Here is a 24,420-nt window from a genome sequence, read left to right as displayed (position 1 = left end):
GACGGGCCCACGAAAATAGGCGCTCCCGGTCGCCAACGGGTTAACGACTGCAGAGGAAAAATGTTGTCACGGAGGCAGCCGGATCACGTCTCCGTTAACCTTATATTTAAAGTTTTACGTATCGCCCGGAATGCATGTTTTCTTTACCCCTGTGTGTCATTACGATACGAAGTCCATTTTTCAGCCTCCTGCGCGGGATAGACAAGCCAGAATCGGGCCAGAATCAGGCCAAAATCATAAGTCCCGCGGCAGCTAGTACAGGGTAGCGAAGGCATGGCTAAGAAACCAACGACGACGAAGTCTCTCGAGAATGACGTGGCCGCGGAACTGGAAAAGGCGCTTGACCTTGACCTTAACGGCGACGAAGGCGGCCTCGACATGGCGGCGTCGATGGAGGATCTCGAAGCGCAGATTTCGGCGGCGGCCGACGAGCTGGCGCGCGAAGGGCGCAGCCACAGGACGGAGCCGGCAAACAATCCCCAGCCTGCCAACCCCCAGCCTCCGAGGGCGCCCGCTGCCAAGCCGGCCGAGTTGCGCCCGGTCGAGCCGCGCAATGGGCAGCCGTCCGGCTTTACGCCTCCAGCCGGCTTCACGCCCGCCAATGATGACCGCCAGAAGGACTACAAGACGCTGCTGCACAGCCTCAACCGCCGTGCGTCCAGCACCGTCTACTGGGTGATCGCCTTTATCTCGCTGGCCTGGATCGCCGGCGCCGGCGGCCTGGCCAACCTGTTGTTCGGTCCCGGCATCTGGAAGATCCGTACCGTCGACCAGTTCTTCGCCCGTCCCGAGTTGATCGGCCTGGCGGTTGCCGCGATCGTTCCAGTCATCCTGTTCTGGGCTTTCGCCGCCATGATCCGGCGCGCGCAGGAAATGCGCCTCGCCGCGCAATCCATGACCGAGGTCGCCTTCCGCCTGGCGGAGCCCGAAAACCTCGCCCAGGACCGTGTCATGATGATCGGCCAGGCCGTTCGCCGCGAGGTGGCGGCCATGGGCGAAGGCATCGAGCGCACCCTGGCCCGCGCGGTCGAGCTCGAAACGCTCGTCCACGGCGAAGTCAGCCAGCTCGAACGCTCCTATTCCGAGAACGAGGCCCGCATCCGTTCGCTGGTCGACGGTCTCGGCAGCGAGCGCGAGGCGGTCGTCACCCATGCCGAGCGCGTGCGCGCCTCCATCGCCAGCGCTCACGAGACGCTGCGCGACGAGATCGGCTCGGCCAGCGACATCATCCGCGACTCGATCCTCAACGCGTCGACCAAGCTGTCGATGACGATCAACAATTCCGGCGACACGCTGATCGACCGCATTAATGAAAGCTCGACGTCGATCTTCGATTCGGTGGAATCGCGCCTTGACAACATCACGGACCGTCTTTCGACCTCCGGCGAGGCCTTCGCGAGCCTCCTCGACACCCGTATCGCCAAGCTCACCGACACCACGGACGGCCTGACACGCTCGCTGACCGACCTGCTCGACGACCGCACCAACGGCATGGTCTCGCTGCTCGGCGGCGCGGCGCGTACCTTGAGTTCGGAGTTCGAGACGAGCCTCAGCGGCATCGAGCGGACGCTGGCCGAGCGCGGTCAGGCGCTGATCAGCGAATTCCAGACCCGCGCCGAGGCGCTCGACACCGGCACGCAGAAACTCAACGCCGCCCTCGAAGCCCGCGCCCGCCAGATCAACGAGACGCTGGTCGAGCGCGCCCGCGAGATCGCGCACACCTTCGCCGAGAGCAAGGACCAGCTGTCGTCGATGATCGACCAGGGCAAGACGCAGATCGGCGCCGACATGGCGGACATCATCTCGTCGACCTCCTCCATGCTCGAAGCCCGCGCCACCGACTTCGCCGGACGCATGGAAGCGGCCCGGCATGTCGTGTCGCGCTCATTCGATTCCGACATCCAGCGGCTGGCCGATGCCCGTGTCGGCATCGAGGAAGCCGTCGAGAACCACAGCCGCGCGCTTTCGGAGAGCCGCGAGCGCATGGCGGCCGCCATGCAGGAGGACCTGGCGAAATTCGCCGAAGGCCGCGTGGCAATCGATGCCGCCGTCACCAACCAGGTGCAGAAGCTGGCAGAAGGCCGCAGCCTGATCTCGCGCGCGCTGGAAGAAGACCTGCGCAAGGTCAACGAGTCGCGCGCTGCCATCGATGCGTCGCTGGGCAGCCATCTGGAGCAGCTCGAAGAAGGCCGCAACCGCCTGTCCCAGGTCTTGAACGAAGACTCCGGCAGGCTCGTCCAAGCCCGTACTATGATTGACGAAATGGTCGCCGGCCATGTCGGGAAGCTGGCCGAAGGCCGCAACATCCTGGCGCGCGCCCTGGAGGCCGATCTCAACAAGCTGCAGGACAGCCGCGCCTCCATCGACGGCCTTGTCGCCGGTCAGGTCGAGAAGATCGCCGAGGGCCGCGCGGTGCTCGCCAAAGCGCTCGAGACCGACATCATCGGCATCCGTGGCCTGATCGAGACCCACTCGACCAAGCTCGCCGAGGACCGCGGCGAGCTCAGCCGCGCCCTTGAAAGCGATCTGAGCGGCATCCGCGGCCTGATCGACAGCCACGCCGGCAAGCTCGCCGAGGACCGCAGCCTGCTGTCGCACACGCTGGAAGCCGACCTCGCCAAGCTTGCCGAAAGCCGCGCCTCGATCGACGGCCTTGTCGCCGGCCAGGTCGAGAAGCTCGCCGAAGGCCGCGACATTCTCAAGCGTGCCCTGGAAGCCGACCTCAACGCCATCAAGGGTGCCATCGCGGGACATTCGGACAAGGTTCTGGAAGATCGCTCACAGCTTTCGAAAGCGCTTGAAACCGACCTGCAGGCCGTCAGCGGCGCCATCGCCGACCATCAAAACAGGCTCGTTCAGGACCGTTCCGTGCTGTCGAAGTCGCTGGAGGATGATCTCGCCAAGCTGGCGGAGAGCCGCTCCAGCATCGATGGGCTGGTCGCCGGCCAGGTCGAGAAGCTCGCCGAAGGCCGCGACATCCTCAAGCGCGCGCTGGAGGCCGACCTCAACACAATCCAGGGCGCGATCGTCGATCATTCGCAGAAGATCACCGACCACCGCGCCGAGCTTTCGCGTGCGCTGGAGACCGATATGGCTAATGCCAGCGGCCTCATGCAGACCCATGCCGACCAACTGTCGCAGAACCGGGCGACGCTGTCCAAGGCGCTCGAGGACGATCTTGCCAAGCTCGCCGAGAGCCGCGCCGGCATCGATGGCCTGGTCTCCGGCCAGGTCGAGAAGCTCGCGGAAGGCCGCGACATCCTCAAGCGTGCGCTGGAAGCCGATCTCGCCAAGCTCGCCGAAAGCCGTTCCTCGATCGACGGCCTGGTCGCCGGCCAAGTCGAGAAGCTTGCCGAAGGCCGCGATATCCTTAGGCGCGCCCTCGAAGCGGACCTTCAGAAGCTGACGGAAAGCCGCTCGGAGATCGACGACGTCATCGCCGGCCATGTCGGCAAGCTGTCCGAGGGCCGCAACATGCTAGCCAAGGCCCTTGAGGACGATCTCGTCAAGCTTGCCGATGCGCGCAAGGACGTCGACCGTTCGGTTTCCGGCCATATCGACCAGATCGCTGCCCGAAGCAGCGATATCTCGGCGGCGATTGCCGCCGATGTCGAGAAGATCGAGCAGGCCTTCAGCCGGCAGACCGGTGTCATCGAGGAGCGCGCCGGCACCATGGAGCGTGCGCTGTCGACCGGCGTCGACAATGTCCGCGGCGTGCTGGAAAAGACCGCTGTGTTCGTGGCGGGCGCGCTGCGCGACAAGGTCATGGAGATCACCAGCACCCTGCACGAGCAGGCCGGTGCGGCTTTCAGCGACGCCGACCGCAAGATCGCCGAACGCGCCGAGCAGACTTCCGCCGCGTTGCTTGCCAGGGCCGAGGACATCGCGCAGGCTTTCGAGGCGGCGGACCGCCGCCTGCACGAGCGCGCCCAGGATACGTCCAACATGCTTATGGCGCGAGCCGACGACGCCTCCAACTCGCTCATGGCCCGCGCCGAGGAAACCGCCGACAAGCTGGCAGCACGCGCCGGCGACATCGCCAACACCTTCGATGCGGCCGACCAGAAGCTGGTTGCCCGCGCCGTCGAGACGGCGCAGTCGCTGGCCGCCCGTGCCGGCGACATCCTGCGCAACTTCGAGGGCGCCGACGAGCGGCTTTCGATGCGCATCAGCGAATCGGCCGAAGCGCTGGCCGCCCGCGCCTCGGACCTCGGCCGCATCTTCGACAGCGCCGACCAGCATCTGATCTCGCGTATTGCCGAGGGCTCGGAAGCACTGTCGTCGCGGGCGTCCGAAATTGCCCGCATCTTCGACGACGCCGACAGCCGTCTGGTGTCGCGTATCGCCTCGAGCACCTCGACCATCGGCGAGCATGCCGACACGATCGTCGGCGCCTTCGCGGCGACCGAACAGCGCGTCGCCGACCGTGCCCGCCAGACCGGGCAGGAGCTTGCCGTGCATGCCCGCGAGATCGAGCAGGCGCTGGCCGGAGCCGACGAGCGGCTGGCCGCAAGCGCCTCGGCCGCGGCCGCACGTGTTGAGGACCAGGTGGCGAGCGTGGAAAACCGCCTCGCCTCCAGCGCCGAGACCATGGGCCAGAAGCTCAACGAGCAGGTCTCCAGCGCCGAGGCCCAGCTCATCTCGCGCGCCAATGTCATCGCCGAGACCTTCACGGCGGTCGGCCAGCATATCGGCCAGAGCACCAACGAGGCCGCGCGCACGATCGGCGCCAACACCCGCGAGCTCAACACCATGCTCGCGGCGCGTTCGGCAGAGATGGCGAAAATCCTCGACGAGACGGCCAAACCGCTGGTCGAGCGCTTCGCCCAGGGCGGCTCCGAGCTGCAGCGCAGCATGGAAGAGGTCACCGAACGGGCGGCCGAGAAGCTGCGCAGCGAGAACACGAACCTCGTCAACGCTCTCGCCAGCCGCACAGCCGAGACGCTGTCGGCCGTCGAAGGCGCCCGCTCGTCGCTTGCCGACAGCGTGGCCGATCTTATCGGCCGCATGACGACCTCCAGCGCGCAGCTCGGCCAATTGATCGACCAGGCTGCCGTCAATCTCGGCCAGGTCGAGGAGCGGCTCTCCGGCAGCACGCAGAGCTTCGCCACGACCACGGAGAAGGCCGCCCAGACTTTCGCCAGTTCGGCGCGTCTGGTCGATTCCAACACGACACGGCTCACCGAGCTGTCCTCGGCGACGCTGCGCGAGGTGGCCTCGATCGCGACCAAGTTCGACGAACACAGCCGGCTGCTCTCCAGCGCCTCGAATTTGCTCAGCTCCGCGCAAAGCAATCTCGAGCACACGCTGGAGCGTCAGTCCTCGCTGGAAGACCTCGCCGTCGGCCTGGTCAAGAAGTCGGAAGATCTCGAGAAGGTGATGCGCTCCTTCGAAAACCTCGTCGGCCAGACGATGCAGACCGCGGAGGGCCGCACGATGGAATCGGCGGAAAAGATCCGCACCGCCATCGCCGACGTCGTCGATTCGGCGACACGCCGCTTTGCCGATGCGACCGAAGAGATGCGTCGCACCGCAGGCTCGATCAAGAGCGAGCTCGACCTTACCCGCGCCGAGCTGAAGAAGGGCGTGATCGAGATGCCGGAAGAGGCTAAGGAATCGACCTCGGCCATTCGTCGCGCTGTCGCAGAGCAGATCAATGCGCTCAAGGAACTGTCGGATATCGTTGCGAAATCCGGCCGCAGCGGCAGCAGCGAACAGGGCGAGCCACGCGGTCTGCGCCCTGCTCCGCAGGCGCCGGCCCGAGCCGCCGAACCGCCGCTGCGCCGTCCCCCGGCCCCGCAGCCACAGCAGCAACCGCAACCAACGGCCCGCGCTCCGCAGGCGCCGCTCGCCGAGACCACGCTGCGCGGCACGCTCGACCTGGAACGCACCGCCGAGGCGCCGCGCCGCGATCCGAACGGCAAGCCCGCGCAGGGCGGCTGGGTGCGCGACCTCCTGACCAATGCCTCGCGTGAGGAAGAGCTGCGGCCGGCAGCGCCGGCGGAAGCGCCGCGCGCGACGCCTGCCCAGCGCTCGCCGCTGCATGTCATGGAGTCGCTCAACTCGCTCTCCGTCGACATCGCTCGCGCCATCGACCATGACGCCTCCATCGAGCTCTGGAACCGCTACCGGCGGGGCGAGCGCGACGTCTTCACCCGTCGCCTCTACACCCTGAAGGGCCAGCAGACCTTCGACGAGATCCGCCGCAAGTATCAGGCCGAGGCGGAATTCCGCGCCGCGGTCGACCGTTACTGCGAGGATTTCGAGAAGCTGCTCAAGGATGTCTCGCGCAACGACCGCGACAACATCATGGCGCAGACCTATCTGACGTCCGACACAGGCAAGGTCTACACGATGCTGGCCCATGCCAGCGGCCGGCTCCAGTGAGCGGCCGACAAGTCCTGACAAAAAAGGCGGGCCTCGGCCCGCCTTTTTCTTTTGTCCGTCGATCAATGGAATTGGTTTCCCGGCGCCTTGGCAACCGCTGTCAGATCGTCGAATCCGTCCAGCGGACGATGTCTGCCGCCGCCTGGCCAAAGGCGCTGTCCAGCGCGCCGACGTAAGCCGCATTTCCGCCGCCCGAGACCGGGGCGCTCGCGGTGAAGTTCTTCGAGGCGCGCACCTCGCCGTTGCGGTCGTTCAGGATGCGCACGAACAGATCGACATCGGCATGCTCGCCGCCATTGACGCGCACCTCGAAGGAGCGCACCTCGACGATGATCTGGTAGTCGATGGCCAGCCCCTCGCCCGGCTTTCCGACACCGGCAAAGCTGCCGGAGCGCTGGAAGGTTTCGGCCAGCCTCGCCTGCACGATCAGCGGCAGCCGGTCCGCCCATTGCGCGCCCTTGAGGAACTGGATCGACCGGTCGGAAGGCCTGATGACGATGTTCTGGCTGTCCAGCGCCTTGAGCGCCGACGGCTGGGCGATCAGGATCTGGCGACGGCTGTGGGCACGCACATCGAGCGACGGCGCGGACAATTCAAACGTGTCGAGCGGCGCCGGCTTGCCGCCCAGTGCCGCGCAGCCGGCAACCGCAAGCACCAGCAACGCTGCGGCGGACGATCTCAAACTACCCGCAACCACCCCGATCGACTTCACGCGTGATCCCCGCTGTCCCCGGATCTTACGATCAACCCGCATTTGCGGTTCATTTCTTGACGGTCACGACGGCCGAAGTCAACGCCGTGCCCTTCCATCGAATTGCCGGACCTCGCCGGCGCCGCCGGACAGAATGCGCTGCGGGTTGCGGCTGAGATCGGTCACCGCTTCCTCGATGCGGTTGATCGAGCGCCGGCTGTCCTGCACCAGCCCCTCGACGTTCTGCAGGCCCTGGCCGGAGAAGCGCGACAGGTTGTCGACAATTGTGCCGAGGCGGGAATTCAGCGTGTCGGCCACCTGCTTGAAGGATTTCAATGTCGCCCTGGCATCGGCCATGACGCCGTTGGCCTCGCCGGAGCCGAGGAGCTTGTCGACCTTGACCAGGATGCCGTCGACGCGCACCGAAGCGTCGTTGAGCCGCTGCGCGAGCTGGCGGGCGTCCTTGATGGTCTCGTTGATGTCGTCGGAACGGTTGGCGATCTTGTCGGTGACCTTGGCGATGTCGGACGCCGCCTTGTCGGCGTTGGCGCTGGCCTTCTGGATATTGGCCAAAGCGGCCTTGACGTCGGCCGGATCGATGCCGTCGAGCACGCTGTTGACCTTGGCCAATGTCCCTTGCGTCTGCTTGGCGAAATCGTTGATCGAGCCGACCGCCGTGTTGACGTTGTCGATGACGGTATCGAACTGCTTCGAGGTCTCTTTCAGGTTCGTCGTCACCGTGTCGACATTGGCCACGATGCTCTTGATCTGGTCCTTGTCGACGGAATTGAGCAGGCCTTCGGCGGCCTTCAGCGTGCTGTCGAGCCGGCCCGAGACATTCTTCAGCTGATCCGAAAGCGAGCTCACCGCCGACAGGAACTTGTCGATGCCGTCGGAATTCTTGGCCAGCGCGTCCGAGAAGGTCTCGACGTTCTTGACCGTCTGCGTCAGCGGACCGCGAACGTCCTTGGTGAAGCCTTCGAGCTCGCCAAGCACCTTGTCGGCGCGGGTAAAGATGTTCTGCGCCGTCTGCAAAAGGTTGGTGACCGCGGACGGATTGGCGACGATTTCGGCGACATTGCCTTCCTTCTCCGCTTCGTCGAGCAGCCTGGTCTCCTTCGGATCGGCGCCCTTGAGCTCGATATTGGCCTGGCCGCTGAGGCCGGTCAGTCCGATATCGGCCTGCGTCGATTTGGTGATCGGCGTCCAACGGGCGATTTCGGTGTCGGCGATGGCGACGGTCGGATCGTCGCCGTCGATATAGACGTTCTTCACGTCACCCACCCTGACGCCGTTGAACAGCACCAGGCTGCCGCGGCTGAGGCCGGAGGCCGAGCCCGGGATGCGCACGCGCAGCATCGCCGTTTCGCCCCTGTCGCCGATGGCGGCCGTCCAATAGACGAAGGCGAAGGCCGCCAGGATCGCGCCAAGCGTGAAGATGCCGACAATTACGTAGTTGGCTCTTGTTTCCATCGCCCCACTTATGGCTATGCGCGCGCCGCAAGATCAAGTTGCCGGGCGCGTTTTCCGCGGAAATAGGATTTCACCCACGGCTCGTCGCTCTTCAGCATGTCGTCGATCGTGCCTTCGACCAGCACCTTCTTCTTGCCGAGTACCGCGACGTGATCGCAAGCGGTGAACAGCGTGTCGAGATCATGCGTAACCATGTAGACGGTCAGATCCATCGTGTCGCGCAGCTTGACGACAAGCTCGTCGAACTCGGCGGCGCTGATCGGGTCGAGCCCCGAGGTCGGCTCGTCGAGAAAGACGATGTCGGGATCGAGCGCCAGGGCGCGCGCCAGCGCCGCGCGCTTGATCATGCCGCCGGACAGTTCGGACGGGAATTTCAGGGCCGCGTCGGGCGGCAACCCGACCAGCTCGATCTTGAGCAAGGCCAGCTCGTCCATCAGCGCCTTGGGCAGGTCGAGATATTCGCGCATCGGCACCTGCACGTTTTCCATCACCGTCAGCGCTGAAAACAGCGCGCCATGCTGGAAAAGAACGCCAAGCCGCATGTCGATGCGCAGGCGATCGGCGTCGCTGGCCTTGTCGACGTCGACGCCGAACAGGCTGATCGTCCCCGATTGCTTCGGCATCAGCCCCAATATGGTGCGCAACAGCACCGACTTGCCGGCGCCCGAAGCGCCGACGAAGCCAAGAATTTCCCCGCGCTTGATATCGAGCGAGAGCTTGTCGAGAATCACCTTGTCGCCGATGGCGACGGTTACGTCGCGGACCGAAAGTACGATCTCGTCGTCATTCGTGTCCTGCGCCGCCGTGGCGCCGTTGCCGTTCGCCATCTCAGAACCCGATCGCTGCGTAGAACATGGCGAAAAGCCCGTCGAGGATGATGACGACGAAGATCGACTTCACAACCGACGCGGTCACGTGCAGGCCGAGCGATTCGGCGCTGCCGCCGACCTTCATGCCCTCGACCGACGCGATGATGCCGATGATGAGGGCCATGAACGGCGCCTTGATCAGACCGGCAAAGATGGTGCTGAGGTCAATAGCGACGCGCAGCCTGTCGATGAACGCGGCCGGCGGGATGTCGGAATAGAGCCAGGCGGCGACGATGCCGCCGCCAAGCGCGGCAAAATTGGCGATGATCGTGAGGCATGGCAGCCCGATCACCAGCGCGACGAGCCGCGGAAAGACCAGCACGCCGATCGGATTGAGGCCGATCACCTTCAGCGCGTCGACCTCCTCGCGCATTTTCATCGAGCCGATCTCGGCGGTGATGGCGCTGCCCGAACGGCCGGCGAGCATGATCGCCGTCATCAGCACGCCGAGCTCGCGCAGGATCAGCACGCCGACGAGGTCGACGACGAAGATGTTGGCGCCGAAATAGCTGAGCTGGTAGGCGCCCTGCTGGGCGACGATGGCGCCGACAATGGCCGACATCAGCACCACCACCGGTATCGCGCCGACGCCCATGCGATCGATCTGGTTGAAGATCGCGGCAGGGTTGACCGCGTGGCCGCGGCCGAGCTTCATCTGCGCGCCGCGGATCGTGGCGCCGAGAATGTTCATGGAGGCGAAGAAATCGTCGCGCATCTCGTAGACACGCCGGCCAACCAGCTCCAGCGCGCGCAGGATGATGTTGGGCGGCCCGGACGGACCCGATTCGGGCTCCCGGCGAACCGCATCGCCGACCGCGCCGAGCAGGATCGAAGCGATCTCGCTCTGCCCCTGCAAATGGACCTCGACGCCTTTCTTCTCGAAGGCGCTGGCCAACCGGTCGATGAGCCATGCGCCGGCGGTATCCATCTTTTCGATGTGGGAAAGGTCGAGCATCAGCTGTTTTGCGCCGCTTCTCTGCTCGATCTTGCGCATGTCGGCATCGACCAGCGCCACGGTGCGCGTCGTCCACACGCCGGAAAAGGCGCAGCCCAGCACGCCCCCTTCCTCGCCCACGGCAATGCGAGGCCGGTGCTCGGCGTCCTTGGCCTCGCCGCTTGCGTCGCGTTTGCGGATGGTCAACATGGCGTCCTGTTTAGCGTGACCGGACTGGCGTGTCGATTTGCCGGCAGACCGGTGTGGCACAGCCGGAGAAGAAAATTATGGCGCGTGTCATTTCGGTCGAAATGGAGCGGTTCCCGATCGCCGGCACCTTCACCATCTCACGCGGATCCAAAACAGAGGCCGAAGTCATCACCGTAACGATCGCTGACGGGGGACGTTCCGGGCGCGGCGAGTGCGTGCCGTACAGGCGCTACGGCGAGACCATGGAGGGGGTGCGCGCGGCCATCGAGGCCATGCGCGATCCGGTCGTCTCCGGCATCGACCGGACCGCCTTGCTCTCAGCCATGCCCGCGGGCGCCGCACGAAACGCCATCGACTGCGCCCTTTGGGACCTGGAAGCCAAGCTGACCGGAACGCCGGTGTCGGCGGCAATCGGGGCCCTTCCGACGAGGCCACTGGAAACCGCCTACACGCTGTCGCTCGCCGAACCGGACGCTATGGCGGCGCAAGCGCGCGCCAATGCCGCGCGGCCTTTGCTCAAGGTCAAGATCGGCGGCGACGGCGACATGGCAAGGATCCGCGCGGTGACGGAAGCCGCTCCCGAAAGCCGCATCATCCTGGATGCCAACGAGGGCTGGACCGACGAAAATGTCGAGGCGAACCTCAGCTTCGCCGCGCAGCACGGCGTCGCGCTTGTCGAACAGCCGCTGCCGGCGGGCCACGACGAGATCCTGCGCCGGATCGCGCACCCGGTGCCGGTCTGCGCCGACGAAAGCGTGCATGCGGCAAAGGACCTCGATGCGCTGGCCGGGCTCTATGACGCCGTCAACATCAAGCTCGACAAATCCGGCGGCCTGACCGAGGCGTTGAAGTTGCGCGACCGCGCGCGCGAACTCGGCTTCGGCATCATGGTGGGCTGCATGGTCGGTACCTCGCTCGCCATGGCCCCGGCGGTGCTACTCGCGCAGGACGCCGACTTCGTCGACCTCGACGGTCCGCTGCTGCTGGCACGAGATCGCGAGCCCGGTCTCGTCTACCGGGGATCGCTGGTTTCACCCCCCGACAGGGTGCTTTGGGGCTGAACGGGAAGCTAGGCCTATCAGCACCATGCCGACGACCGCGATCGGGATCATCGCCCAGAAACCGTCGACGCCCAAACGGTCATAGAGCGGGCCTGAAGCGAGCGTCACCGCCGCCATGAAGAAGCCGTTGAAGAAATAGGCGATGCCTTGCGCGGCGCCCGTGCGCTCTTCGGAGACCGTTCCGCCGATCATCTTCTGCAGGCCGATCAACACCATCGCCACCGATACCGAATGCAGCGTCTGGACGCCGAAGAAGCCGGCGACGCCCAGACCGAGCGGCCAGACCAGCGGAAAGGCGATCCAGCGCACGATCGAACCGATGCCGGCGATCACCATCACCCTGGCGACCGAGATGGAAGCAAAAATACGATTGAAAAACAGAAACATGCAGACTTCCGACACCACGCCCCAGGCCCATAGCAGGCCAACGACGGAATCGCCGATTCCGATCGATTTCCAGTAGATCGAGACGAAGCCGTAGAGGAAGGCATGGCTGGCGGTGATGATGCCGACGCCAAGCGTGAAATAGAGGAAATAGGCGTTGAACAGGCTCGGCGCCTTGTGCTGGATTTCGGTCGCCGATAGCGGCGAGGCCTTGCGCGGCCGCCCCATGCGCGGCGACAACAGCGCCGCGACGAGGGCCGCGCCGAGCGCAATGAAGATGATGACCGGAACCGCCTGCGGACCCGTGGCCGCCAGGATGAACCCGCCCACGACATTGGCGCACAGATACGAGATCGAGCCCCATTTGCGCATTGCCGTGTAGTTCGAGCCGAAACGGCGCACGCCCGAAAGCGCCAGCGAATCGGCCATCGGCGAATGCGGCGTCCAGACGATCGTCAAAAGCAGCGACACGGCGAGCACGACGGCATAGGTGGCCGGCAGGAAATAACCGGCAGAGATGACCATGGAGGCTGCAACCACCGCGATATAGACATCGGCGCGATCCCGGGCCCGGTCGGCAAGCGCGGTCAGCATCGGCGTCGTCAACACGCGCAGGAACATCGGCGCGGCCAGGATGACCGCAATCTGCTCGGCATGAAAACCTTTCGCCTGCAGCCAGAGCGGAAAGTAAGGCAGATGCGTGCCTTGCGAGACGAACAAGGTCGCGAAGATCAGGCTCATGCGCAGTTCGAAATGGCTCGGCTTGACAAGCTGTTCGGGCGATAGCGGCGGCAGCGACATGAATCGATCCAATTTCGCTGCATTCGACTCCCATGCAACGTCTCTCGATCCCTAACATGCGGCAAAGCGCGACGGAACCGGCTGGACCAATCGATCGAGAGCTAGGCTGTTGAAGGACGGGGCCTTCGAGCGAGCGCTGCGCGAGCGCGAAGGCAGCAGGCTGAACCGGGGAAAGGCGGCCGGGCTCAAGCCGCCTGAGCCGCCCTGCCCTCCAGGTCGATGATATCGATCGGCACCAGCGCTTCATTGCCGGCCGACGCCTCAGGGAGCACATGCGCCCAGGTCAGGATTTCCATGCGGCCGTCGAAATGCTCGACCACCGCCGTGCAGCTTTCCACCCAGTCGCCGGTGTTGATGTACTGCACGTCGCCGTAGCTCTCGATTGCGGCGTGATGGATGTGGCCGCAGATCACGCCGTCGACATGCGAGCGCCGCGCCTCTTCCGAAAGCACGGTCTGGAACGAGCCGATGAAGTTCACCGCCTTCTTCACCTTGACCTTGGCCCATGACGAGAACGACCAGTAAGGCAAGCCGAGCAGGTGGCGCAGCTTGGTCACGACACGGTTGACCAGCATCGCCGCGTCATAGGCATAGTCGCCGAGATAGGCCAGCCAGCGCTGGTTGTGCACCACCGTGTCGAACTGGTCGCCATGGATGACCAGCAGGCGCCGGCCGTCGGCGCTCTCGTGAATGGCGCGGTCGGCGACGACAATGCCGCCGAAATGCACGCCCTGGAACTGGCGGGCGAATTCGTCGTGATTGCCGGCGATATAGGTGATCGAGGCGCCCTTGCGCGCCTTGCGCAGCAGCTTCTGCACCACGTCATTGTGGCTCTGCGGCCAATGCCAGTTGCGCCGCAGCCGCCAGCCGTCGACGATATCGCCGACCAGATAGATGATCTCGGCGTCGTGATGACGCAGGAAGTCGATCAGGAAATCGGCCTTGGCCGCTTTCGAGCCGAGATGCACGTCGGAAATAAATAGCGCGCGAAAAGTGCGGGGCTCTGGGTCTGACATCACGGTTTTACCCTTTGCTTTCGCGTGCCTATGCCCCGATTCATGCAACAACCGTATGACGGTTGCGGTTGGTCCAGCCCAGGCGCTAGCTTGCGCGCGACACAATCAGGAGAAAAACGTCATGGATCTCGGCATTCGCGGCAAGAAGGCCATCGTCTGCGCCTCGAGCAAGGGACTGGGGCGAGGCTGCGCCATGGCGCTGGCCGAAGCCGGCGTCGATCTCGTCGTCAACGGCCGCAACGCCGAACTCGTGGCCAAGACCGCCAAGGAGATCCGCGACCGGTTCGGCGTCGATGTCATCGAAGTTGTCGGCGACGTGTCGAAGCCCGAGGTGCAGAAAGCGATGCTCGCCGCCTGCCCCGATCCCGACATTCTGGTCAACAACAATGGCGGCCCGCCGCTGCGCGATTTCCGCGAGCTCGACCGCGCCAAGATCCTCGAGGGCGTGACGCAGAACATGGTCACGCCGATCGAGCTCATCCAGGCGGTGATCGACGGCATGGCCAAGCGCGGCTTCGGCCGCATCGTCAACATCACCTCGCTGTCGGTCTATGTTCCGATCCCCGGTCTCGACCTGTCGTCCGGCGCTCGCGCCGGCCTGACCTCGTTCCTCGCCGGCGTGGCGCGCACGGTCATCGACCGCAACGTCACCATCAACAGCCTGCTGCCCGGCAAGCTCGACACCGACCGGCTGCGCGGCCCGCATGAGGCCGGCACTCCGGAAGACCCGGCCGCGGCGGCTGCGCGCAAGGCCCGCATAAGCGCCGACGTGCCGGCAAAACGTCTCGGCACGCCGGAGGAATTCGGCCAGATATGCGCCTTCCTGTGCTCGGTCCATGCCGGCTATCTCACCGGCCAGAACATCCCGGTCGACGGCGGCCTCTACGTCAGCGCGTTCTGACGAGCCGCTACTCATCCGCCCGAAACTTTCATGCCAATCAACTGGAATCGTTTGATTATTTCCGCTCCGGCATTGTGAAGGCCGGAGTCCGAGATTTTGGCGTCGCGAAATCGTCGACGCATGCTAAAAGGCTCCAAACCAGTATCGCAGGGAGGGGCCGCAATGGACGGCGAGAACAAGAAAACGGCCCGGTCGGACCTCGACGAGGCCGCCCTCTTCTTCCACAAGCACCCGACGCCGGGAAAGCTTGAGATCCAGGCGACGAAGCCGCTCGGCAACCAGCGCGACCTGGCGCTTGCCTATTCGCCGGGCGTGGCGGCGCCCTGCCTCGAGATCCGCGACGATCCAGCCACCGCCGCCGACTACACCGGCCGCGCCAACCTCGTCGGCGTCGTCTCCAACGGCTCCGCCGTGCTGGGGCTGGGCAATATCGGTCCGCTCGCCTCCAAGCCGGTCATGGAAGGCAAGGCGGTGCTGTTCAAGAAGTTCGCCGGCATCGACGTCTTCGACATCGAGATCGACGCGCCCGAGATCGAGCGGATGGTCGAAACGGTGGCGGCGCTCGAGCCGACCTTCGGCGGCATCAACCTCGAGGACATCAAGGCGCCTGAATGTTTCGAGGTCGAAGAGCGGCTGAAAGCCCGCATGGGCATCCCGGTCTTCCACGACGACCAGCACGGCACCGCGATCATCGTTGCGGCCGCGGTGCTCAACGGGCTCGAATTGGCCAGCAAGGCGATTTCCGACATCAAGATCGTCACGTCCGGCGCGGGTGCGGCAGCACTTGCCTGCCTCAATCTTTTGGTCTCGCTCGGCGCCAAGGTGGAAAACATCTGGGTCACCGACCGTTTCGGCGTCGCCCACAAGGGTCGCGTCGAAGAGATGGATCGCTGGAAAGACCCCTATGTGAAGGATACCGAGGCGCGCACGCTGGCCGACGTCATCTCCGGCGCCGACGTCTTTCTCGGCCTTTCCGCCGCCGGCGTGCTGAAGCCGGAGCTTTTGCAGCACATGGCGCCGAAACCGCTGATCCTGGCCTTGGCCAACCCCAATCCCGAGATCATGCCGGAAGTGGCGCGTGCCGCGCGGCCGGACGCCATGATCTGCACCGGGCGCTCGGATTTTCCCAATCAAGTCAACAACGTGCTGTGCTTTCCTTACATCTTCCGCGGCGCGCTCGATTGCGGCGCCAGCGCCATCAACGAGGAGATGAAGATGGCGGCCGTGCGGGCGATCGCCGCCCTTGCCCGCGAGGAGCCTTCGGATGTCGCGGCGCGCGCCTATTCCAGCGAGACGCCGATTTTCGGCCCCGATTTCCTGATCCCCTCGCCCTTCGATCCGCGCCTGATCCTGCGCATCGCGCCGGCGGTGGCGAAGGCTGCCTGCGACACCGGCGTCGCGACGCGGCCGATCGCCGACTTCACCGCCTATATCGACAAGCTCAACCGCTTCGTCTTCCGCTCCGGCCTGGTGATGAAGCCGGTGTTCTCCTCTGCCAAAACCTCGAGCGCCAAGCGTGTCATCTATGCCGACGGCGAGGACGAGCGTGTGCTGCGTGCCGCGCAGGTGGTGCTGGAGGAAGGCATCGCCGAGCCGATCCTGATCGGCCGTCCGCATGTCGTGGAGGTCCGCCTGAAGCGTTACGGCCTGCGCATCCGTCCGGGCGTCGATTTCGGCCTGATCAATCCGGAGGACGATCCGCGTTACCGGCACTATGTCGACCTCCTGATCGAGCTTGCCGGCCGCCGCGGCATCACGACGGAAGCCGCCCGCACCATGGTGCGTACCAACAATACGGTGATCGCCGCTCTTGCGCTGAAGCGCGGCGACGCGGATGCCATGATTTGCGGGCTCGAAGGCCGCTTTGAGCGGCATCTGCGCAATGTCACGCTGATCATCGGGCCTCGCGCCGGCATCAAGGACCGCGACCTGTCGACATTGTCGATGCTGATCTCGCAGCGCGGCATCATCTTCCTCACCGACACGCATGTCTCGGTCGATCCCACAGCGGAAGAAATCGCAGAGATGACTGTGCTCGCGGCCGAGGAAATCCAGCGCTTCGGCATCGAGCCGAAAGCAGCGCTTCTGTCGCATTCGGATTTCGGCTCACGCGATTCACCCGGCGCGCTGAAGATGCGCCAGGCCGCGGCGATCCTGGCTCGCATCGCCCCGGAACTCCAGTGCGATGGCGAGATGCATGCCGACTCCGCTCTTTCAGAACATCTGCGCCAGCGCGTCTACCCGCATTCGCGGCTGAAAGGCGAAGCCAATCTGCTGGTTTTCCCGAACCTCGATTCGGCCAACATCACGCTGACGGCGCTGCGCGCCATGATGGACGCGCTGCATGTCGGACCGATTCTGCTCGGCACCGACAAGCCCGCGCATATATTGACGCCGTCCGTAACTTCGCGCGGCGTCGTCAACATGACCGCGCTTGCGGTGGTCGAGGCGGCGCACAAGGCGCAGGCCCTCGTCGACTTGAACTGAGGTGGCGCGACGAGCGCAATTGTGCCGGGTTGCAGACAAGAGCAATTCCAGGAAAAGTGTGAGCGGTTTTCCGTCTGGAATCGCGTAAAAACAAAGAACTAGGGCGTTTCGCCGTTTCCGTGAAACGGTGAAACGCATAGCGAACAGTTAACCACGAACGCGATAGTCTTCCGGCCACGGGCAATCGGGATTCCAGGCGAATGAAGGGGCTGAAGCTGATGCATCTTGCGACGCTGCTTGCAGCGCTTGCAGGTTCAGCTGTCGCCGTCGCTGAATCCCAGGCGGCTTCTCGCATATGCCGGCAACTCGAAGCCGAACTCGCCGCGACGCGCGGTGGCGGCGGAGGGCCGGGTCTCGTCCGCAAATATGACGACGCGATCGCCAGGCAGCGCGAGCAGCTTGCCAAGGCCCGCGGCCGGGCAAGCGACGCCGGTTGCGGCTTCACGCTGTTTTCGCGTAATGTCAGCCAATGCGCCGCGATCAACGCCTCGATAGAGCGCATGAACGCTAATCTCGACACCTTGCAGGCAAAGCGCGAGCGGCTGGCCGCCGGCGGCACGCGGCGCGACCGCAGCCGCATCCTGGCGGCGCTCGATGCCAATGGCTGCCGTGACGACGAGAGCGCACCGCGTCGCGCCCCGCTGCGGGAGGCGGCCCGCGACAATGGCGGCGGCAATCTATTCGAGCAGCTTTTCGGCCGCCAGGACCAGCAGCTCGAAACGCCCGATGCCCCCGATATCCCGGACTCGGCGGACGTGCCGCCCGATGATCCGAGCGTGCGCAACATTCGCCGCGTCATCAACCAACCGGACGGCATGGACCTGCCCCGGCTGGGCGGCGAGTTCCATACGATGTGCGTGCGCACCTGCGACGGCTATTTCTTCCCGATGTCGAATGCCGCTTCCATCGGTGACTTCGAGCGCGACCAGAAGAATTGCGAGTCGAGCTGCCCAGGTACCGAGATGCAGGTCTTCTATTCGCGCGGAATGGACGACGATTCTGGCTCGATGACCTCGTCGGCGACAGGTCAACCCTACAGCGAGCTGCCGACCGCCTATCTCTACAAACAGGCCAATTACTCGCGCCCGCCCACCTGCGGCTGCAATGCGCAGGCCGGCAATTTCACGATCATCGGCGGCAACCCGCCTGATCCTGAACAATCGCAGCCGAACGGCGAGGCAGCGCGCTTCATACCGATGCCGGCGTCCAAGCCCGATCCGGGCGCCGATCCGGAAACGCTCGCCAATGCCGAAGGCGGGCTCGACCTTGATGTGATCAGGCGGCTGACCACCAAGGTGCCGGTGTCGCCGGTCTCAGCGCTGCCGCCCGATCAGCGCAAGGTCAGGGTCGTCGGGCCAGCGTTCCTTCCCGACCCATCAGCGGCAATAGATCTGAAAGCTCCGGCCCCGAAGTCCGCCCGGTAAGGGCCAGCCTCAGCGGCATGAACAACGGCTTGCCCTTGCGCCCGGTGGTTTCCTTGATCTTGCCGGTCCAGTCCTTCCACACCGTGCCGTTCCACGGCTCCTCGGGGAGAACGTCGAACGCCTGATTGAGGAAATCGCGGTCTTCGCCGGAAAATTCCGCCGGCTCCTGCGGACCCTCGCTCAGGATACGCCACCAAGCGACCGCGTCCGACAGGCGGTCGAGATTGCCGCGCACCGCCATCCAGAACGGCTCGGCCTTGTCGCCGGAAATGCCCAGCACCATCAGCCGGTCGCGCGCTTCCTCGAACGACATGCGATGCATCAGCGTGCGGTTGAGCACGAAGAGCTCGTCCGGGTCGAATTTGGAGGCGGACTTGGACGTCGCAGCCGGGTCAAAATGGCCGGCGAGCTCGTTGAGATCATGCGCGGCGGTGACATTTTCCGACGTGCCGACAAGCACCGCCAGCGAAGCGACGGCCATCGGCTCGATGCCGTCCTCGCGCAGGCTTTCGATCGACAGCGCGCCGGTGCGCTTCGACAACCCCTCGCCCGACACGGTGGTGAGCAAATTGTGGTGGCCGAAGACCGGCGGCTCGGCGCCCAGCGCCTTGAAGATGGCGATCTGCACGCCGGTGTTGGTGACATGGTCGTCGCCGCGGATGACATGGCTGACACCCATCTCGATGTCGTCGACCACCGAGGGCAGCGTGTAGAGATAGGTGCCGTCCTCTCGCACCAGGACAGGATCCGACAGCGAGGCGAGGTCGACCGTCTCCTCGCCGCGCACCAGGTCGTTCCAGCGCACCTCGGTGCGCTCCGGCTGCAGCGGGTCGTTGGTGTAGTTGGGCAGCAGGAAACGCCAATGCGGCCGGCGGCCATCCGACTGGTACTCCGCCACCTGCTCCGGCGTCAGCGTCAGCGCTTCGCGGCCATAGACCGGCGGCAGGCCGCGCGTGCGGCGCACCTTGCGGCGCAGGTCGAGCTCTTCCGGCGTCTCGTAGCAGGCGTAAAGCACCCGCGCCGCCTTCAGCCGCTCGACCGCCGCGTCATAAATCTCGAAGCGGCGCGACTGGTATTCGGTGACATCCGGGAAGATGCCCAGCCAATGCAGGTCGTAAAGGATGGAATCGGCGTATTCCTGCGTCGAGCGGGCAATGTCGGTGTCGTCGAAGCGCTGGATGAAACGGCCTTTGTTGTTCATGGCGAAAAGCCAGTTGAACAGCGCGGTGCGCGCATTGCCGATATGGATGCGGCCGGTCGGCGATGGGGCAAAACGTACGGTAACTGTCATGAGCGGGGCGTAGCGGATGCTTTTGGTGTTGACAAGGCGCGCCCCCGCGCGAACGCAACAGATAGTGCAAGCCAGCTAAAATGAAAAGCCATCGGCCCGACACGGCTTCCGGCCTGGCCGGTCGCCGCGTCAAGCGCCTGCAAAGCCGGGCTTCTTATGTCCCCGTTATCCACATATGTGACACACAACATGTTGGGGTCATAAAAGCTACGCAAACGAATCCTTGACGGGTCGGAACGAGTCGCTTTTTATAGGCCATGCGCTCCTGTAGCGGGCGCGACCGGAGAGTTCTGAGGCCGGTCTTTTTTCCCGGATTTTGTGCGTTTTGCCCGGATTTCCGCCTGTTCACGAGGCCGGCGGAAGCGTTGGGATCGTTAGGGCTTGGGTGGGCGAAAGGGAGAATTGTCGGCCTGGAAAAAATGTTCTGTTAACACTATATTTAGTGTTTGCAGACAGGCTCGACGCTAGATAGTGTGAACCTCCCTCTCCGGAGGGAATCGACAAAAAGTTTCAGTTCGAGGGACCCGCGGGTCGGCCGGCAACCTGGGTAAGCGCCTGGAAAGGCGTTTGCTTGTCTGCATGGCAGCGCCCGCGACGAGGAGAGTGTCGGCGTCGCCCGCGATGCCGGCAAACGGCGGACTGCGCTTTTCGCCATGTGGGGCAGCAATCCCTTGGGAAAGGCGCTATATATAGACACAAAGGAACGGGACCAATGCGCATCGAGCGTCGCTTCACCAAGCCAGATCAGTCCGCCTATGCGGAGATCGAATTTCGCAAGGCTTTGTCGGAGATCAAGAATCCCGACGGCTCGGTGGTGTTCCGCCTGGACAATATCGATGTGCCGGCGCAGTTCAGCCAGGTCGCGGCCGACATCCTGGCCCAAAAGTATTTCCGCAAGGCCGGCGTGCCGGCGCGCCTGAAGAAGGTTGAGGAGAACGACGTTCCCTCCTTTCTGTGGCGTTCGGTTGCCGACGAGGCCGAACTCGCCAAGCTGCCCGAGGCCGAGCGCTATGGTTCGGAAACCGACGCCCGCCAGGTCTTCGATCGCCTCGCCGGCACATGGACCTACTGGGGATACAAGGGCGGCTACTTCAAATCCGAGGATGATGCGCGCGCCTTCCGCGACGAGCTCGCCTATATGCTCGCCACCCAGCGCGTCGCGCCGAACTCGCCGCAATGGTTCAACACCGGCCTGCACTGGGCCTATGGCATTGACGGCCCGAGCCAGGGCCACTTCTATGTCGATCCCTTCACCGGCAAGCTGACCAAGTCGAAGTCCTCCTACGAGCACCCGCAGCCGCATGCCTGCTTCATCCAGGGCGTGCAGGACGACCTCGTCAACGAGGGCGGCATCATGGACCTGTGGGTGCGCGAGGCGCGCCTGTTCAAATACGGCTCCGGCACCGGCTCGAACTTCTCGATGCTGCGCGGTGAGGGCGAAAAGCTTTCCGGCGGCGGCCGCTCGTCCGGCCTGATGAGCTTCCTCAAGATCGGCGACCGCGCGGCGGGCGCCATCAAGTCGGGCGGCACGACGCGCCGCGCGGCGAAAATGGTCATCGTCGACGCCGACCACCCGGATATCGAGGACTTCATCGACTGGAAGGTCAATGAGGAGCAGAAGGTCGCCTCGCTGGTGACCGGTTCCAAGATCGTCAAGAAGCATCTCGAAGCCATCATGAAGGCCTGCGTCAATTGCGAAGGCCATGGCGACGACTGCTTCGACCCGGCGCTGAACACCGCGCTGAAGCGCGAGATCAAGGCGGCCAAGAAGGACGCCGTGCCGGAGAACTATATCTACCGCGTCATCCAGTTCGCCCGCCAGGGCTACACCTCGATGTCGTTCAAGACCTACGACACCGACTGGGATTCGGACGCCTATCTCACCGTCTCCGGCCAGAACTCCAACAATTCGGTGTCGCTGAAGGACAATTTCCTGCGCGCCGTCGAGGCCGATGGCGACTGGCAGCTCACCGCCCGCAAGGACGGCAAGGTGCTGAAGACGCTGAAGGCGCGCGACCTGTGGGAAAAGATCGGCTACGCCGCCTGGGCTTCCGCCGATCCGGGCCTGCACTTCAACACGACGATGAACGACTGGCACACCTGCGCCTCCGCCGGTGCGATCCGGGCTTCCAACCCGTGCTCGGAATACATGTTCCTCGACGACACGGCCTGCAACCTCGCCTCGATCAACCTTTTGCCCTACCGCCGCGAAGACGGCACGATCGACATCGCCGCTTACGAGCATACCGTTCGGCTGTGGACCATCGTGCTCGAAATCTCGGTGATGATGGCGCAGTTCCCGTCCAAGGAGATCGCCAAGCTCTCTTACGAATACCGCACGCTCGGCCTCGGCTACGCCAATATCGGCGGCCTGCTGATGACCTCGGGCATTCCCTACGATTCCGACGAGGGCCGCGCCATCTGCGCCGCGCTCACCGCCATCATGACCGGCGTCGCCTACTCGACCTCGGCCGAAATGGCCGCCGAGCTCGGCGCCTTCCCGGACTATGACCGCAACGCCCAGAACATGCTGCGCGTCATGCGCAATCATCGCCGCGCCGCTTACGGCGACAAGGACGGCTACGAGAAACTCGCCGTCAACCCGGTGCCGCTGGTCGCCTCCGACCTGAAGCAGCGGGCGCTGGCCGAGCATGCCCGCGCCGCATGGGACCGCGCCATCGAGCTCGGCGAGGAGCATGGCTACCGCAATGCGCAGGCAACCGTCATCGCGCCGACCGGCACGATCGGCCTCGTCATGGATTGCGACACAACCGGCATCGAGCCCGATTTCGCGCTGGTGAAGTTCAAGAAGCTCGCCGGCGGCGGCTATTTCAAGATCATCAACCGCGCCGTGCCGGAAGCGCTGCGCACGCTGGGCTATTCCGAGAGCCAGATCGCCGAGATCGAGGCCTATGCGGTCGGCCACGGCAACCTCAACCAGGCGCCCGGCATCAACCCCTCCTCGCTGAAGGCCAAGGGTTTTAGCGATGAGAAGATCGCGGCGCTGAATGCGGCGCTGAAGTCGGCCTTCGACATCAAGTTCGTGTTCAACCAGTGGACGCTCGGCGCCGACTGGGTGAAGGAGACGCTCGGCTTCACCGACGAGCAGCTCGGCGACATCTCCTTCGAGATGCTGCCGGCTCTCGGCTTCTCGAAGAAGGACATCGACGCAGCCAACATCCATGTCTGCGGTGCGATGACCTTGGAAGGCGCGCCCTTCCTCAAGGCCGAGCACCTGCCGGTGTTCGACTGCGCCAGCCCCTGCGGCAAGATCGGCAAGCGCTCGCTCTCGATCAACAGCCACATCCTGATGATGGCGGCAGCGCAGCCCTTCATCTCGGGCGCCATCTCCAAGACCATCAACATGCCGAACGAGGCGACGGTCGAGGACGCCAAGAACGCCTACATGCTGTCGTGGAAGCTGGCGCTGAAGGCCAACGCGCTCTACCGCGACGGCTCCAAGCTGTCGCAGCCGCTCAATGCCTCGCTGCTCGTCGATGACGACGAGGATGAGGACGAGGCGGTCGAGCAGCTGATCGCGGCGCCCGCCGCGCAGCGCGCCGTGCAGGTGACGGAAAAGATCGTCGAGCGCGTGATCGAGCGGCTTTACCGCGACCGCGAGAAACTGCCGAACCGCCGCAAGGGCTACACCCAGAAGGCCGTCGTCGGCGGCCACAAGGTGTATCTCCGCACCGGCGAGTTCGACGACGGCCGCCTGGGCGAGATCTTCATCGACATGCACAAGGAGGGCGCCGCCTTCCGCGCGATGATGAACAACTTCGCCATCGCCATCTCGCTCGGCCTGCAATACGGCGTGCCGCTCGACGAATATGTCGAGGCCTTCACCTTCACCAAATTCGAGCCGGCCGGCATGGTGCAGGGCAACGATGCGATCAAGAACGCGACGTCGATCCTCGACTATGTGTTCCGCGAGCTCGCGGTCTCCTATCTCGGCCGCCACGACCTCGCCCATGTCGACCAGTCGGACTTCGACAAGACCGCGCTCGGCCGCGGCATCACCGAAGGCAAGGCGACGCCCTTCTCCAAGGGCCTCTATCGCGGCGCCTCGCCGGTGAAGCTGGTGTCCGCTGCTGGTTCAGACCCGAAGGGTTTCGGCGGCTCTGGGCCGTCGACCGCCCCTGCCCGCGCTGCGCCGACGGCCTTCTCAGGCTCCAACGTGCTGGCGCTGAAGCCGGCAAGCGACGAGGCTATCGCCTACAAGCGCGACTATGAGGAGCGCGCCAGGGAACTGGCCGAGGATATGGTGGAAGAAGAAGCCGAAGCCGCCGGCGGCGCCGAGGCTTTATTCACTGACGCCGCCGCCAACGAGGCGGCCGAAGCGAAAAAGCTCGCCGCGACAAGGCGCCAGCAATCGCTTCTCCAGGGCTACACCGGCAACGAATGCTCCGAGTGTCACAACTTCACCATGGTGCGGAACGGCACCTGCGAGAAGTGCGACACATGTGGAAGCACGAGTGGGTGCAGTTGAGA

General features: G+C 64.6%; 13 protein-coding genes. 6 read left to right on the top strand and 7 right to left on the bottom strand.

From position 1 onward, the window contains the following. Positions 1-273: 273 nt before the first annotated feature. A complete protein-coding gene (locus tag LB535_RS09310; RefSeq protein ID WP_224631959.1) occupies positions 274-6,387 on the top strand; it encodes a kinesin in 6,114 nt (2,037 codons plus the stop codon). Between the two features lie 100 nt (positions 6,388-6,487). Here the strand turns inward: LB535_RS09310 and LB535_RS09305 are convergent, their stop codons facing one another. The 4 genes from LB535_RS09305 to LB535_RS09290 are packed head-to-tail and all read right to left on the bottom strand — an operon-like array spanning position 6,488 to position 10,564. Then, entirely contained in the window at positions 6,488-7,141 is a 654-nt protein-coding gene (locus LB535_RS09305) for an ABC-type transport auxiliary lipoprotein family protein (protein ID WP_224532044.1), read from the bottom strand. 36 nt (positions 7,142-7,177) lie between these two features. Next, on the bottom strand, positions 7,178-8,551 hold the full coding sequence (locus LB535_RS09300; protein WP_224631958.1) for an MCE family protein: 1,374 nt from the start codon (positions 8,549-8,551) through the stop codon (positions 7,178-7,180). A 14-nt stretch (positions 8,552-8,565) separates the two neighbouring features. Next, positions 8,566-9,378, bottom strand: coding sequence for an ABC transporter ATP-binding protein (locus LB535_RS09295; RefSeq protein WP_140694926.1), 813 nt, complete (start codon positions 9,376-9,378; stop codon positions 8,566-8,568). A gap of 1 nt (position 9,379) precedes the next feature. Beyond that, positions 9,380-10,564, bottom strand: a complete 1,185-nt coding sequence (locus LB535_RS09290) for an ABC transporter permease (protein WP_224532047.1) — start codon at positions 10,562-10,564, stop codon at positions 9,380-9,382. Positions 10,565-10,641: 77 nt separating this feature from the next. On the opposite strand from LB535_RS09290, the gene dgcA reads away from it, so the two are divergent. Continuing rightward, entirely contained in the window at positions 10,642-11,625 is a 984-nt protein-coding gene (dgcA, locus tag LB535_RS09285) for an N-acetyl-D-Glu racemase DgcA (RefSeq protein WP_224631957.1), read from the top strand. Here the strand turns inward: dgcA and LB535_RS09280 are convergent. Both LB535_RS09280 and LB535_RS09275 read right to left on the bottom strand, forming a co-directional pair. Continuing rightward, entirely contained in the window at positions 11,596-12,810 is a 1,215-nt protein-coding gene (locus LB535_RS09280; RefSeq protein ID WP_224631956.1) for an MFS transporter, read from the bottom strand. The two genes, dgcA and LB535_RS09280, sit on opposite strands and share 30 nt — an antisense overlap. A 185-nt stretch (positions 12,811-12,995) precedes the next feature. After that, positions 12,996-13,826: a UDP-2,3-diacylglucosamine diphosphatase gene (locus LB535_RS09275; RefSeq protein WP_224631955.1), complete on the bottom strand. Its 831-nt coding sequence runs from the start codon at positions 13,824-13,826 to the stop codon at positions 12,996-12,998. Between the two features lie 121 nt (positions 13,827-13,947). Here LB535_RS09275 and LB535_RS09270 point away from each other — a divergent pair, with 121 nt between their 5' ends. The 3 genes from LB535_RS09270 to LB535_RS09260 all read left to right on the top strand — a co-directional run bounded on the left by LB535_RS09270 (position 13,948) and on the right by LB535_RS09260 (position 18,638). Then, a complete protein-coding gene (locus LB535_RS09270; RefSeq protein ID WP_224631954.1) occupies positions 13,948-14,727 on the top strand; it encodes an SDR family oxidoreductase in 780 nt (259 codons plus the stop codon). Positions 14,728-14,889: 162 nt separating this feature from the next. After that, positions 14,890-17,214 (top strand): NADP-dependent malic enzyme, encoded by a 2,325-nt coding sequence (locus LB535_RS09265; protein ID WP_224631953.1) that lies wholly within the window; start codon positions 14,890-14,892, stop codon positions 17,212-17,214. 200 nt (positions 17,215-17,414) lie between these two features. Then, positions 17,415-18,638 carry a DUF2865 domain-containing protein gene (locus tag LB535_RS09260; RefSeq protein ID WP_411969550.1) on the top strand — a complete coding sequence of 408 codons (1,224 nt, stop codon included), beginning with the start codon at positions 17,415-17,417 and terminating at the stop codon, positions 18,636-18,638. On the opposite strand, the gene gltX is transcribed toward LB535_RS09260, so the two are convergent. Further along, positions 18,556-19,929 carry a glutamate--tRNA ligase gene (gene gltX, locus LB535_RS09255; protein ID WP_224631952.1) on the bottom strand — a complete coding sequence of 458 codons (1,374 nt, stop codon included), beginning with the start codon at positions 19,927-19,929 and terminating at the stop codon, positions 18,556-18,558. The two genes, LB535_RS09260 and gltX, sit on opposite strands and share 83 nt — an antisense overlap. A 712-nt stretch (positions 19,930-20,641) precedes the next feature. Between gltX and LB535_RS09250 the strand changes: the two genes are divergently transcribed. Beyond that, complete coding sequence (locus tag LB535_RS09250; RefSeq protein ID WP_224631951.1) at positions 20,642-24,418, top strand: vitamin B12-dependent ribonucleotide reductase; 3,777 nt, start codon at positions 20,642-20,644, stop codon at positions 24,416-24,418. The last annotated feature ends 2 nt before the right edge of the window (positions 24,419-24,420 follow it).

The sequence above is a fragment of the Mesorhizobium sp. CA10 genome (genome assembly GCF_020165285.1).
In the GTDB taxonomy this organism is placed as follows: domain Bacteria; phylum Pseudomonadota; class Alphaproteobacteria; order Rhizobiales; family Rhizobiaceae; genus Mesorhizobium.
Note: the sequence above shows the minus strand (reverse complement) of the source record. Positions and strands in the feature narration are given on the sequence as shown.